15 protein-coding genes and 1 other RNA gene are annotated in these 12257 nt (G+C 65.8%); 10 read left to right on the top strand and 6 right to left on the bottom strand.

What is annotated here, in order from left to right; genetic code table 11:
- Positions 1 to 64: 64 nt before the first annotated feature.
- Together RIN79_RS12850 and RIN79_RS12845 are read left to right on the top strand one after the other, a co-directional pair.
- Positions 65 to 538 (top strand): TerB family tellurite resistance protein, encoded by a 474-nt coding sequence (locus RIN79_RS12850; protein ID WP_309085061.1) that lies wholly within the window; start codon positions 65 to 67, stop codon positions 536 to 538.
- Positions 539 to 546: 8 nt separating this feature from the next.
- The gene (locus RIN79_RS12845) at positions 547 to 1332 is read left to right on the top strand and encodes a glutamine amidotransferase (RefSeq protein ID WP_309085060.1); all 786 of its coding nucleotides are present in this window, start codon (positions 547 to 549) and stop codon (positions 1330 to 1332) included.
- A 19-nt stretch (positions 1333 to 1351) separates the two neighbouring features.
- On the opposite strand, the gene RIN79_RS12840 is transcribed toward RIN79_RS12845, so the two are convergent.
- Complete coding sequence (locus RIN79_RS12840) at positions 1352 to 1798, bottom strand: GNAT family N-acetyltransferase (protein WP_309085059.1); 447 nt, start codon at positions 1796 to 1798, stop codon at positions 1352 to 1354.
- Between the two features lie 159 nt (positions 1799 to 1957).
- On the opposite strand from RIN79_RS12840, the gene ssrS reads away from it, so the two are divergent.
- The 4 genes from ssrS (at position 1958) to RIN79_RS12820 (ending at position 4440) form a co-directional block, all read left to right on the top strand.
- A non-coding RNA gene (gene ssrS / locus RIN79_RS12835) (6S RNA) lies at positions 1958 to 2113 on the top strand.
- A gap of 75 nt (positions 2114 to 2188) precedes the next feature.
- Positions 2189 to 2776: a 5-formyltetrahydrofolate cyclo-ligase gene (locus tag RIN79_RS12830; RefSeq protein WP_309085058.1), complete on the top strand. Its 588-nt coding sequence runs from the start codon at positions 2189 to 2191 to the stop codon at positions 2774 to 2776.
- A 9-nt stretch (positions 2777 to 2785) separates the two neighbouring features.
- Positions 2786 to 3610, top strand: coding sequence for a TIGR00282 family metallophosphoesterase (locus RIN79_RS12825; RefSeq protein ID WP_309085057.1), 825 nt, complete (start codon positions 2786 to 2788; stop codon positions 3608 to 3610).
- A gap of 62 nt (positions 3611 to 3672) precedes the next feature.
- Positions 3673 to 4440: a TerC family protein gene (locus RIN79_RS12820; RefSeq protein ID WP_309085056.1), complete on the top strand. Its 768-nt coding sequence runs from the start codon at positions 3673 to 3675 to the stop codon at positions 4438 to 4440.
- Positions 4441 to 4465: 25 nt separating this feature from the next.
- Here the strand turns inward: RIN79_RS12820 and RIN79_RS12815 are convergent, their stop codons facing one another.
- Positions 4466 to 4816, bottom strand: a complete 351-nt coding sequence (locus tag RIN79_RS12815) for a helix-turn-helix domain-containing protein (protein WP_309085055.1) — start codon at positions 4814 to 4816, stop codon at positions 4466 to 4468.
- Positions 4817 to 4984: 168 nt separating this feature from the next.
- On the opposite strand from RIN79_RS12815, the gene RIN79_RS12810 reads away from it, so the two are divergent.
- Positions 4985 to 5680 (top strand): glutathione S-transferase family protein, encoded by a 696-nt coding sequence (locus RIN79_RS12810; RefSeq protein WP_309085126.1) that lies wholly within the window; start codon positions 4985 to 4987, stop codon positions 5678 to 5680.
- A 40-nt stretch (positions 5681 to 5720) separates the two neighbouring features.
- On the opposite strand, the gene RIN79_RS12805 is transcribed toward RIN79_RS12810, so the two are convergent.
- On the bottom strand, positions 5721 to 6518 hold the full coding sequence (locus tag RIN79_RS12805) for an MBL fold metallo-hydrolase (protein WP_309085054.1): 798 nt from the start codon (positions 6516 to 6518) through the stop codon (positions 5721 to 5723).
- Between the two features lie 181 nt (positions 6519 to 6699).
- Here RIN79_RS12805 and RIN79_RS12800 point away from each other — a divergent pair, with 181 nt between their 5' ends.
- Positions 6700 to 7449, top strand: a complete 750-nt coding sequence (locus tag RIN79_RS12800) for a YebC/PmpR family DNA-binding transcriptional regulator (RefSeq protein ID WP_309085053.1) — start codon at positions 6700 to 6702, stop codon at positions 7447 to 7449.
- An 8-nt stretch (positions 7450 to 7457) separates the two neighbouring features.
- Positions 7458 to 7742, top strand: a complete 285-nt coding sequence (locus RIN79_RS12795; protein WP_309085052.1) for a SelT/SelW/SelH family protein — start codon at positions 7458 to 7460, stop codon at positions 7740 to 7742.
- Between the two features lie 175 nt (positions 7743 to 7917).
- Here RIN79_RS12795 and rpmE read toward each other — a convergent pair whose 3' ends face one another.
- Positions 7918 to 8139, bottom strand: a complete 222-nt coding sequence (rpmE, locus tag RIN79_RS12790; RefSeq protein ID WP_309085051.1) for a 50S ribosomal protein L31 — start codon at positions 8137 to 8139, stop codon at positions 7918 to 7920.
- A 184-nt stretch (positions 8140 to 8323) separates the two neighbouring features.
- Here rpmE and RIN79_RS12785 point away from each other — a divergent pair, with 184 nt between their 5' ends.
- Positions 8324 to 10129, top strand: coding sequence for an ABC transporter transmembrane domain-containing protein (locus tag RIN79_RS12785; protein ID WP_309085050.1), 1806 nt, complete (start codon positions 8324 to 8326; stop codon positions 10127 to 10129).
- Positions 10130 to 10163: 34 nt separating this feature from the next.
- Here RIN79_RS12785 and RIN79_RS12780 read toward each other — a convergent pair whose 3' ends face one another.
- Together RIN79_RS12780 and RIN79_RS12775 are read right to left on the bottom strand one after the other, a co-directional pair.
- On the bottom strand, positions 10164 to 11195 hold the full coding sequence (locus RIN79_RS12780) for a peptidoglycan -binding protein (protein ID WP_309085049.1): 1032 nt from the start codon (positions 11193 to 11195) through the stop codon (positions 10164 to 10166).
- Positions 11195 to 12211 (bottom strand): MotA/TolQ/ExbB proton channel family protein, encoded by a 1017-nt coding sequence (locus RIN79_RS12775; RefSeq protein ID WP_309085048.1) that lies wholly within the window; start codon positions 12209 to 12211, stop codon positions 11195 to 11197. The genes RIN79_RS12780 and RIN79_RS12775 overlap by 1 nt, the downstream gene beginning before the upstream one ends.
- Positions 12212 to 12257 lie beyond the last annotated feature (46 nt).

Here is a 12257-nt window from a genome sequence, read left to right as displayed (position 1 = left end):
GCAAAAAGCCATTGTGCCGCCTGCGGCCGGCCTTCATGATCGGGGTGATCCACAGGTTTAACCGATGTTCGAGCGCATTTTATCCTTCCTCAAAGACCTGCCTGCCGGCGGGCGGGTCGCAGGACAGCTCGGCGAGGACGACCCCCGCGTCGCCGCGGCCGCGCTCCTGATCCATGTGATGGCCGCCGACGGCGTTTGCAGCGATGATGAGCGCGCCCGCCTCAAGGAGGCTCTGGCCCGCGCCTACAGCATCGGCGGCTCGGAGTTGAAGGCGCTGATGCAGGCAGCGGAGGAGGCGGAGGCCAGCGCCGTCGATCTTTATGTCTTCACCAGCGTCTTGAAGCGCCATCTGGGCGAGGAGGCGCGGGCACATTTCATAAAAACCATGTGGGAAATCGTTTTCGCCGATGGCCAGGTGCATGAATTGGAGGACAATCTCATCTGGCGCGTCGCCGAGCTCATCGGCGTCGATGCGCGCACGCGCGTCACCATGCGTCAGCGTGTGCAGCGTACGGAAGGCACGGACGGGGGCGTATAGCCGCGCGGATGGCTGAGGGGAGCGGGAAAAGGATTCTGGTCGTGCTGCACCAGGAGATGTCGAGTCCTGGGCGGGTCGGGCAGCTTCTGGAAAAGACCGGCTTTACCCTCGACATCCGCCGCCCGCCGCTGGGCGACCCGCTGCCGGAGACGCTTTCCGAGCATCATGGCGCGGTTGTCTTCGGCGGCCCGATGAGCGCCAACGACCGCGACGAGTTCGTCCGCCGCGAGACCGAGTGGCTAGCCGTTCCTCTCAGGGAGGAAAAGCCCTTCCTCGGCATCTGCCTCGGCGCCCAGATGCTGGTGAACCATCTGGGCGGCGTGGTTAAGAGCCATGACCATGGGCTCGTGGAAGTGGGCTGGTATCCGATCCGGCCCACCGAGGAGGGGCGCAAGCTTCTGCACTGGCCGGAAATGGTCTACCAGTTCCACCGCGAGGGCTTTTCGCTTCCCTCGGGCGCAACCCTTCTCGCGACAGCCGAACATTATCCCAACCAGGCGTTCCGCTACGGCAAGAGCGCCTGGGGCATCCAGTTCCACGCCGAGCTGACGCGCGCCATGATGCAGCGCTGGGTGGTGCGCGGAGCGCATCGTTTCGTGCTGCCGGGCGCCCAGCCGGGGCGCGATCATCTGGGCGGCCGCCTCATCTGGGACACCCACCTCAAGCAATGGCTCGTGGATTTCCTGGACATCGTCTTCGGCGGCGGCAGGGACGTCAAACTTTCGGCGGGCGCCGAGGCCGAACCGCAGATGCCGCCCGGGCAGCGCAAGGTCGGCCGGCGCGGCCTGGCCTGACCCGGCGCGACCCTCCCCTTCAGCGCCGCTGGTATTTTATGAAGGGCGTGAGCTTGCCTACGCGATCGTAGAGCTGGCGCGCCGTCTGATTGAATTCCTGCGTCAGCCAGTAGACATTCGCCGCGCCCGCTTTGTCCGCCTCGCGATAGACCGCCTCGATCAGCGCGCGGCCGACGCCTTTCCCGCGCAGCTCGGGATCCGCATAGAGGTCCTGCAGATAACAGTTGTTACCGACCGCCCAGCAGGTGCGGTAGAAGATATAATGGACGAGGCCGACCGCCCTTTCGTCCACCACCGCGACGAGCCCCCTCGGCTCGTATTCTCCTTGGGCGAACAGGCGCTCCCAGGTGGAGCGATAGACCTCCTCCGGCAGGCTCACTTCATAAAAGATGAGATAGGCTGTCCAGAGCCTGCGCCAATCGGCGTGGTCGGAAGCCTGGAGCGGGCGGATCGTGATGGCGGACATAGGGGGCTTCTCCTGCTGCAGTCTCAGCTTCGCGGGACGACGCAGCGCGGCAAAGGGCCAGCGGCGGCTTCGTATTGCGCCTCGCCCGCCACAGGTTTTTCCATGGCGGGCAGCTCGAATGCTCTGGCGCAAAGGGCGGCGCGCGCCTATATTGGTGGAGGCGATCTGCGCCTCGCGACAGGAATCATTTTCCCCGGGGCCTTAACGATCCTGAAGGGAGCTGTCCCTGGCCTTGCCTGTGGGCTTGGCCACACGGCGCCCACCTACTTTGTAGGTTCCCGGGATCGCAATTCCATCGGTTGTCGTGGATCGCCGCTCTTTCCCTGGCCACCTCCATTTGCCACCATGCCGGTTCACGCCGAAAAGGCGCATCGTTCGAGAAGGCCGGCCATGACCCTAACTCCCCGCGAACTGAAGAAACGGCTGAGGCAGGAGGCGCTTGCCCGCCGCGACGCGCTCGACCCGCAGTGGCGCATCGAGGCTTCCCTGCGCTTCGCCGCGGTGGCGGACGACATCGCTCCGCCGCCCGGTTCGGTCGTCTCCGCCTTCTGGCCCATGCGCTCCGAAGTCGATGTGCGCCCGCTGATGTCGGCGCTGCGCGAGCGCGGTGCGCGGCTCTGCCTGCCCGCCATCCTCGACAAGACCACCATCGTCTTCCGCGAGCTCACGCGCGGCGCGCCGCTCGTCGATATGGGTTTCGGCACGCACGGCCCGGACGAGAGCGCGGCCGAGCTTGATCCTGACCTGATGCTCGTGCCGCTCGCCGCTTTCGACGCGCGGGGCCACCGCATCGGCTACGGCGCCGGCTATTACGACCGCGCCATCGACCGCCTGCGCGAGAAAGGCCGCGCGCCGCGTCTCATCGGCATCGCCTTCGATTGCCAGGAGGTGCCGGAGGTCCCCGACCAGCCGCATGATGTCGCCCTGTCCGAGATCCTCACCGAAAGCGGCTTGCGCCGCTTCCCCGAGCGCTTGTAAGAGCAGCCGATGCGTCTGTTGTTCTTGGGAGACATGGTCGGCCGCTCGGGCCGCACCGCCGTTTGGGAGCGGCTGCCGGGGCTGATCTCCGATCTCAGGCTCGATTTCGTCGTCGTGAACGGTGAAAACGCCGCCGGCGGCTTCGGCATCACGGAAGAGATCTTTCACAACACCCTGCGGGCCGGTGCCGACGTCGTGACCACAGGCAACCATGTCTGGGACCAGCGCGAGGCGCTGAGCTTCGCGCCGCGCGAGGAACGCTTCCTGCGCCCGGCGAATTTCCCGAAGGGCACGCCGGGCAAGGGCTCCGGCCTCTACGTCGCCAGGAACGGCGCGCGCGTGCTGGCGGCCAATATCATGGGCCGCGTCTTCATGAACCCTGACCTTGACGATCCCTTCCGCACGGTGGAGGCGGAGCTTGCCGCCTGCCCCCTTGGCGAGCAGGCCGATGCGGTGTTCATCGACTTCCATGCCGAGGCGACGTCGGAAAAGGTCTGCTTCGGTCATTTCGTGGACGGCCGGGCGAGCGCCGTCATCGGCACGCATACGCACCAGCCGACGGCCGATCACCAGATCCTCAACGGCGGCACCGCCTATATGTCGGATGCGGGCATGTGCGGCGACTACGATTCCTCGCTCGGCATGGACAAGGAGGAGCCGCTCAACCGCTTCACCACCAAGGTGCCGAAGGGCCGCTTCGAGGCCGCGGAAGGCCCCGCCACCATCTGCGGCGTCGGGATCGACATTTCCGATCGCACCGGGCTTGCGGAAAAGATCGCCCCGCTCCGGCTCGGGCCCCGGCTGGAAGAGACCGTTCCCGCCTTCTGGCGTTGACGCGGCCCGCGCTCGCCCCTAACTCTGCGGAAATTTTACCCTCCTCAACACAGGACCTCCCGATGGAATGGCTGCTGTCGCACTTCGATTTCGTGTCCAGTCCGGAAGCCTGGGTGGCGCTGGTCACGCTGGTGACCCTCGAAATCGTCCTCGGCATCGACAACCTGATCTTCATCTCCATCCTGACCAACAAGCTGCCGCAGGAGATGCAGGCCCGCGCCCGCCGGCTGGGCATCGCCGCCGCGCTCATCCTGCGCCTCGCGCTGCTCGGCACCATCTCCATCATCGTGCAGCTCACGCAGCCGCTCTTCACGGTCTTCGGGCACGGCTTTTCCTGGCGCGACCTCATCCTGATCGCGGGCGGCCTCTTTCTGGTATGGAAGGCAACCAAGGAGATCCATCACTCGGTCGACCCCGAGGACCCCAAGGAGAATATGATGGGCAAGGCGGCGACCATCACCATGGGATCGGCCATCACCCAGATCCTGCTGCTCGATCTGGTCTTCTCCATCGACTCCATCATCACCGCCGTCGGCATGACCGATCACATCGCCATCATGTTCATCGCGGTGATCGCGGCGGTGACGGTGATGCTGGTTGCCGCCGAGCCGCTGTCGCGCTTCATCGCCGCCAACCCGACCGTGGTGATGCTGGCGCTGGGCTTCCTGCTGATGATCGGCACCACGCTGATCGCCGACGGCTTCGGCTTCCACGTGCCGAAGGGCTATATCTACGTCGCCATGGCCTTCTCGGCGCTGGTCGAGGTGCTCAACATGCTGGCCCGGCGCAAGCGCGCCCGGCAGGGCCGATCGGACGGGCACACACATTGAGGACCGCAGGCTCGGGATAGCGGCGCTATTCTGCGGCCTCACGCCGGCGCGCGGCGATCTCCTCGGCGTGCTTCTTGCCCCAGTGGGCCAGGGGCTCCAGCGCCTCGTCGAGCGAGATACCGAGCTCCGTCGCGGAATATTCAACCCGCGGCGGCACCTCGTGGAAGACCTCGCGGTGGATCAACCCATCGGCCTCCATCTCCCTAAGATGCTGGATCAGCATCTTCTCGCTGACATCGGGCACGAGCCGCTTCAACTCGCCGAAGCGGCGGGGTTCCTGGTGCACCAGCCATAGAAGCAGCGCTTTCCACTTCCCGCCGATCACCTGGAACGCCGGACCCAGTCCGCAGCTGTCCGGCTGAATTTTCTTTCCCATGGGAATCCTCAATACTTACCTGCAGGTGCGTACCATACATTATTGTAGGTACTTGCGCAAAATCAAGTATTGACCAATTTTCCCAATCGAAACGGCGGCGGTCGGCTTGTCCGAATGCGCTGTCGCCGTTCGAATTCCACAATTCCAAGGAGTCGAAGATTGGAACCTGTGCTTTTCTATGGCGTGCCGCATGGCTGCTCGTTCGGTTCGATCGTGGCGCTTGAATGGCTCGGCCAGCCCTACCGCCTCGGCCGCATTGACATGCTCTCCCCCTCGCGAAGCGAAGCCTTCAGCAAGATCAGCCCGCTCGGCGCCACGCCAGCGCTGCTCATGGAGGACGGCGAGGCGCTGACGGAGAGTCTGGCGATTCTGCAGAACATCGCCAAGCGCGATCTCGGGAAGAGGCTGGGCTTTGCTCAGGACACCCGCGAATTCGACCGGCTGAACCGGGTGCTCTCGTTCCTGCACACGGATTTCCACTCCGCCTTCGCGTCGGCCTGGAGCGCCTACAAGCTGGCCGAGGACGATCCGCGCCGAGAAGTCCTGCGGGAGCTTGCGCGTGACAAGGCCGCGCGCTGCTACAGCCACCTGCAGGAGATGATCGCCGGAAAGGAATGGTTGATGGGCGACACCAAGACGGTCGCCGACGCCTATTTCGTGGGCATCGCGCGCTGGGGCGAGGATCTCGGCCTGTTCGACCTCAACTCCGAATATCCGCGCCTTTACGAATACAAGCAGAGGCTGGAGGCGGACAAAGGGGTGATCTTCGCCCATGCGATCGAGGACGGCGAGCCGGCCCAGTCGAGCGGCGGCTTCCTCGGTCACGTGGATCTCGACACGATCGGCTCACGCCTCGCGGCATGACGCGCCTGCCCTCCCGCGGGGAACCGCGGGAGGGTCTTTATTATACCCCTTCCAGGACGACAATGGTCGGCTGCCGCGGCAACGTCCCGAGCGAGACGAGCAGCGTGCGTTCTTCACGGAACTCGACCTCGAAACCCTCGCCCATGCGCGATGCGAAAGCGCTGATGGGGGTGGAGAAGCGGTGCATCGGCAGGATGATGGAGGAGGAAAGCCGCCGCGCGATCTCGCTCATGCCTTCGAGCGAGAGCGTAAGTCCCCCATCGACCGGCACCATGACCACATCGAGCCTGCCGATCGCGGCATAGTGGGAATCGTCCAGCTCGTGATGCAGATGGCCGAGATGGCCGATGCACAGCCCCGCCACCTCGAAGATGAAGATGGAATTGCCGTCCTTCGCCGCCGCACTGCCTCCGCGGATATCCGTCGTCACGTTGCGGATATAGACGTCGTCCACCAGCAGCGAATGCTTTATCGGCCCGCCATCCGGGTTCCAGCCGGTGAGCACATGCTCGATCGCCGGATCGGGATTGAGCGTGTAGTGCGTGCTGTGCGCCCGGTTCATGGTCGCGATGCGCGGCGTGGGAGAGGCGCCATAGACGCCGGAGAAATCCGTCGCGATGGTCACGCCCGCGGGCGTCTCGATGATATAGGTCGAATGGCCGGCATAGGTGATCGCCACTTCCCCCTGTGCGGCCACGTCCTGCAAGTTGACATACTGGACACGGGGAAGCGCGTTCGCCACGGCGACGCAGGTGCTCGGACGCTGCTCCTGGGCATGGGCGGCGGCTGGCGCGAGGATGAGGGCGAAAAGCGAGGCAATCAGGCGGAAGGCGGACATCGGCATCTCCCCGGTTTGCACGGCGATCCTACCGAAGCGGGCGGGCCTGCGCTACGCAAGGCGCGCTCACCATTGCGTGAGCAGGCGGCTTCGCGGAAGGCGGCGCCTTCTGGACGTTGCCGGCCATTTTCACTATAAGCGCGCAAATCCACGAAATTCAGGTATTTCGAGAAGGAGCGCCATGGCCGGCCATTCCCAATTCAAGAACATCATGCACCGCAAGGGCCGCCAGGATGCGGTCAAGTCGAAGATGTTCTCCAAGCTGGCGCGCGAGATCACGGTCGCCGCCAAGGCCGGCCTGCCCGATCCGGCGATGAACCCGCGCCTGCGCCTCGCCGTGCAGAACGCCAGGGCGCAATCCATGCCCAAGGACAATATCGAGCGCGCCATCAGGAAGGCACAGGGCAACGATGCGGAGACCTATGAGGAGATCCGCTATGAGGGCTATGCCCCGGGCGGCGTGGCGGTGATCGTCGAGGCGCTGACGGACAACCGCAACCGCACCGCTTCCAACGTGCGCGCGGCCTTCACCAAGGCCGGTGGAGCGTTGGGGGAGACGGGTTCGGTGTCCTTCATGTTCGATCGCGTCGGCGAGATCGTCTATCCGCCGAGCGCGGGCGATGCTGACAAGGTGATGGAGGCGGCGATCGAGGCCGGCGCCGACGACGTGCAGTCGGACGAGGAGGGTCATGTCATCATCTGCGCCTTCGAGAGCATCGGCGAGGTGACCGCGGCGCTCGAAAAAACCCTTGGCGAGGCAGAGACGGTCAAGACGATCTGGCGGCCGCAGACGCTCACGCCGGTGGATGAGGAGCGCGCGCAGTCGATCCTGAAGCTGATCGCGGTGCTCGAGGACGACGACGACGTCCAGAACGTCTATGCCAATTTCGAGGTCGACGACGCCACAATGGCAAAGCTCAGCGCGGCCTGAGGCGCGTCATGCCCGACCGCGTGACGATCACCTATTGCCGCCAGTGCCAGTGGCTCCTGCGCGCCGGCTGGATGGCGCAGGAACTGCTTTCGACCTTCTCCGAAGAGCTTGACGAAGTGACGCTGCGGCCTAGCACCGGCGGCATCTTCGAGGTGGAGTGCAATGGCGAGCTCATCTGGGAGCGCAAGCGCGACGGCGGCTTTCCGGAAGCGGCCGAACTTAAGCGCCGCGTGCGCGACATCATCGCGCCGGAACGCGCCCTTGGTCATGTGGAGCGGAAGACGGCGGAATAAGCATCTGCCGTCGCCGGCGCGCAAAATCGCGGCGCTGACCATCGGGGTCCGCATCCCTTAGTTTGCTCCGGGGATCATGCCCGGCATCTACCAGCGGATTGGTCTAGTGGTCTATACGAATAGACAAAAGCCCGCCGAAATGGCGGGCTTTTGCCGATGCGGTTGTGCGGGCGGCTTAGATGCCGAGCCCCTCGTAGCGCTTCTTGAACTTGGAAAGGCGGCCGCCGCGGTCGAGCAGGGTCTGCTGGCCGCCGGTCCAGGCCGGATGCGACGTGGAGTCAATGTCGAGGTTCAGCGTGTCGCCTTCCTTGCCCCAGGTCGAGCGCGTCTCGTACTCGGTGCCGTCCGTCATGACGACCTTGATCATGTGGTAGTCGGGATGAATGCCGTCTTTCATCGATCTGTCCTGAATCTGTTCGGGGCGATGCGCATGCTGCGGCAACTCGCCCCTGCTGAAAACTTGAAGCCGCGGCCATTGGCGGCTACGGCTTCGAAAAGGTTCGGCGTGCCTATACATCACGCGCCCCCAGGATACAAGGCCGGCGGCCCGGATTCTCGGAGGACCTGCGGAAGGATATCTGATGGCATCGTCTCCTGCCGTGCAGGACGAAAAGGCGCGGCGCTCGCTCAAGCCCTTGCGCGGGCTTCTCCCCTATATGGGCCGCTATCGCGGGCGCGTGCTCGCTGCCGTCTTCTTCCTGGTGCTCGCGGCGCTCGCCACGCTCGCTCTGCCGCTCGCCGTCCGGCGGATGATCGACCATGGCTTCTCGGAGTCGGACAGCACCTTCATCGCCAGCTATTTCTCCATGCTCACCATCGTGGCGGCGGTGCTCGCGGTCGCATCGGCCTGCCGCTATTATTTCGTCGTCACCCTCGGCGAGCGCGTGGTGGCCGATCTGCGGCGCGACGTCTTTGCCCATGTGACGCGGCTTTCCCCTGCCTTTTTCGACCGGTCCCAGTCGGGCGAGATCGTCTCCCGGCTCACCGCGGACGCGACGCAGGTCAAAGCCGCCGTCGGCTCCACGGCTTCCGTCGCGCTGCGCAACATCATCATGGGCTCGGGCGCCGTCGCGATGATGGTGGTGACCAGTCCGCGGCTCTCCCTGCTCGTCGTCATCGCCATCCCCGTGATCGTCCTGCCGCTGGTGGCATTCGGCCGCTCCGTCCGCCGCCGCGCGCGCCGCGCCCAGGATACGCTGGCGGAGGCGTCCGCCTTCGCTGCGGAGCAGATAAGCTCGGTGCGCGTGCTCCAGGCCTTCACCAACGAGGCGGGCGTGGCGAGCCGGTTCGCCGCTGCGGTGGAAGGCGCGTTCGAGGCGGCGCGCCGCTCCGTTCTCGCCCGCTCCGTTCTCACCTTCTTCGCCATCTTCACCGTCTCCGCCTCAGTCGTCGCGGTGCTCTGGGTCGGCTCCCACGACGTGCTGAGCGGCACGATGACGGCAGGGACGCTCGGCCAGTTCCTGCTCTATGCGGTGCTTGCGGCAGGCGCCCTCGGCGCCCTTTCCGAAGTCTGGGGCGAGCTTGCCCAGGCGGCGGGCGCGGCCGAACGCATGGCCGAGCTCTTGGCGGAGCAGCCGGCTATCGTCGCGCCCGAAAGGCCGCTCGCTTTTCCCCTCCCGCCGTGCGGGGCCGTCTCGTTCCGCAACGTGACCTTCTCCTATCCGGCACGGCCGAAAGCTTCCGCCCTCCATGGCCTCTCCTTCGACGTGGCGCCGGGCGAGACGGTGGCGATCGTCGGCCCGTCCGGGGCCGGCAAGAGCACGATCTTCTCCCTGCTCCTGCGCTACTACGACCCGGAGGAGGGCTCGGTCATTGTCGACGGCGTCGATATCCGCCAGGCGGACCCGGTGGCGCTCCGCGAGCGGATCGCGATCGTGCCGCAGGATGTGACCGTCTTTGCCGCCACGGTTGCCGAGAACATCGCCTTCGGCCGGCCGGGCGCGACGCGCGAGGAGGTGGAGGCCGCGGCCCGCGCCGCGCTCGCGCACGATTTCGTCATGGCGCTGGAGAAGGGCTATGAGACCAATGTGGGCGAGCGCGGCGTGACGCTTTCCGGCGGCCAGCGCCAGCGGCTGGCGATCGCGCGCGCCATACTGCGCGATGCGCCGATCCTGCTCCTCGACGAGGCGACCTCGGCGCTGGATGCCGAGAGCGAGACGCTCGTGCAAACGGCACTGGAGCGGCTGATGCGGGGCCGCACCACCATCGTCATCGCCCACCGCCTCGCCACGATACTGAAGGCCGACCGCATCCTGGTCATGGCGGACGGCCGCGTGATTGAGGAAGGCGGCCACGCCGAGCTGGTGGCGCGCGGCGGCGTCTATGCGCGGCTCGCCAGCCTGCAGTTCGACACGGGGGCGGATGTGTTCCGCGGCGCGGCGGAGTGAGCCGCGCTCCTGCCCCGCCCCCGGCGCGAGAGCCTCACCTTTCCGTCAGCTTCAGCTCTATGCGGCGGTTGCGCGAGCGTGCCTCGGGCGTCTCGGCCGGGTCGAGGGGCTGGAACTCGCCAAAGCCGGCCGCCACCAGCCGGTTCGCCGGAACGCCCTGCTCGATCAGGAACTTCACCACCGCCACTGCGCGCGCGGTGGAAAGCTCCCAGTTGTCACGGAAGCGTCCGGCGCCGGAAAGCGGGATGTTGTCCGTATGCCCGTCAACGCGCAGCACCCAGTTGATCTCGGGCGGGATTTCCCGCTGCAGCTCGAGAATGGCGCCCGCAAGCTTGCGCATCTCGTCCTGCCCCGACGGGTTGATCTCGGTGGCGCCGGACGGGAACAGCACCTCCGACTGGAAGACGAAGCGGTCGCCGACGATGCGGATATCCTGGCGGTCCGACAGGATCTCGCGCAGCCGGCCGAAGAAGTCGGAACGATAGCGGTTCAATTCCTGCACGCGCTGGGCAAGGGCCACGTTCAGGCGCCGGCCGAGATCGGCGATCTTGGTATTGGATTCCCGGTCGCGTTGCTCGGAAACCTCGAGCGCGTCCTCAAGCGCGGCGATCTGCTGCCGCAGCGCCGAGATCTGCTGGTTCAGAAGTTCCACCTGCGAGAGCGCGCGCTGGCTGATCTGCCGCTCCTGGTCCAGCTCTCCCGTGAGCTGGCCGATGCGCTCGTTGGCCGCCTCGCTCGTTCCCGCTCCGCTCGCAAGCAGCTGCTGGAGGCGCGACTGCTCCGCCTCGGCGGCCTCCAGCGAGGCGCGCAGATTGGCAAGCTCGTCCTCCGCATCCTGCGAACTGGCCTGTTCCAGGGCGAGAAGCTGGGTCAGCTCGTTTACCTGGGCGTTGAGGCGGTCGAGCACCTCATCGCGGCTGGTGATCTCCTGGCTCAGGAAATACTGCGCCAGCACGAATACCGACAGGAGGAACATGATGGCGAGCAGGAGCGTCGACAGGGCGTCGACGAAGCCCGGCCAGTAGTCGACGGTCCGCTCCCGCCGGCGTGCGCGTGCGAGCGGCATCAGCTGTTTTCCCGGGCCTTGAGGGCCACCGCGATCTTTTCCAGCGTCTCGCGCAGGGCCTTCTGGTCGGCGGCCTGCGCCTCCACCCAGTCGCGCATCATCTGCTGCTCCTGGCGCATATTCTTGACCAGGCCGGAAATGCCTTCAGCGAGCGAGGCCATGGCGGCGGCGGTGCGCGGGTTGCTGCCGCCCGACTCCTGGATCGTGCGCAGCTTCTCGGCCAGCGCCCGGACCTCCTCCGACGTGCCGTTCCTCGCCCCCTCGCCAAGATCGGACCCCAGATCCGTCACCGTCGAGAGCCAGTTCTCCAACTCGGTATAGAAGCGGGTCTGCGCGCGGCCGGCCTGCAGGTCGAGGAAACCGAGGATCAGCGAGCCGGAAAGGCCAAAGAGCGATGAGGAGAAGGCAGTGCCCATGCCGTTCAAAGGCGCGGACAGGCCCTCCTTCAGCGAGGCGAGGAGGTCGTTGGCGTTCCCCGATGCCGGGTCGAGCGACTGGATCGTGTCGCCGATCGATCCTATCGTCTGCAGGAGGCCCCAGAACGTGCCGAGCAGGCCGAGGAACACCAGGAGCCCGATCAGATAGCGCGATATATCCCTGCTTTCGTCAAGGCGCGTTGCGATAGAATCGAGGATCGAGCGCATCGAGGTGGTGGACAGCGCCATGGTCGAGGAGCGGCTAAGCAGCGCCTTCATAGGCGCAAGCAGCACCGGCTCGGTGGATTCGGTCCCGGCGAGGAATGAGTTGACCCACCGCACCTCGCGGAAGAGCCGCACCACCTGCCCCAGGACGAGCAGGATGCCCACCGCGAGCACGCCGAGGATGAGCCCGTTGAGGCCGGGATTGCTCTGGAAGGCGCTCGATATCTGGCGGTAGAGGATGGCGGCGACGAAACCCGAGATCACCAGGAAGATGATCATAGAGTAGAGGAAAACCTGCGGGCTCGAGAGGCGGCGCGGATCATATTTCTCGTCCGCGACAAGCCGGTCCGCCCCCAGCGACTTCAGCAAGGCCATCTATTCCTCGATCCGGTTCAGCCCCAAATTGGCGCAGACTCTAAAC

This window comes from Chelativorans sp. (genome assembly GCF_031180965.1).
Taxonomy (GTDB): domain Bacteria; phylum Pseudomonadota; class Alphaproteobacteria; order Rhizobiales; family Rhizobiaceae; genus Chelativorans.
The sequence above is the reverse complement of the archived record's forward strand: the minus strand, read 5'-3'. Positions and strand labels throughout refer to the sequence as shown.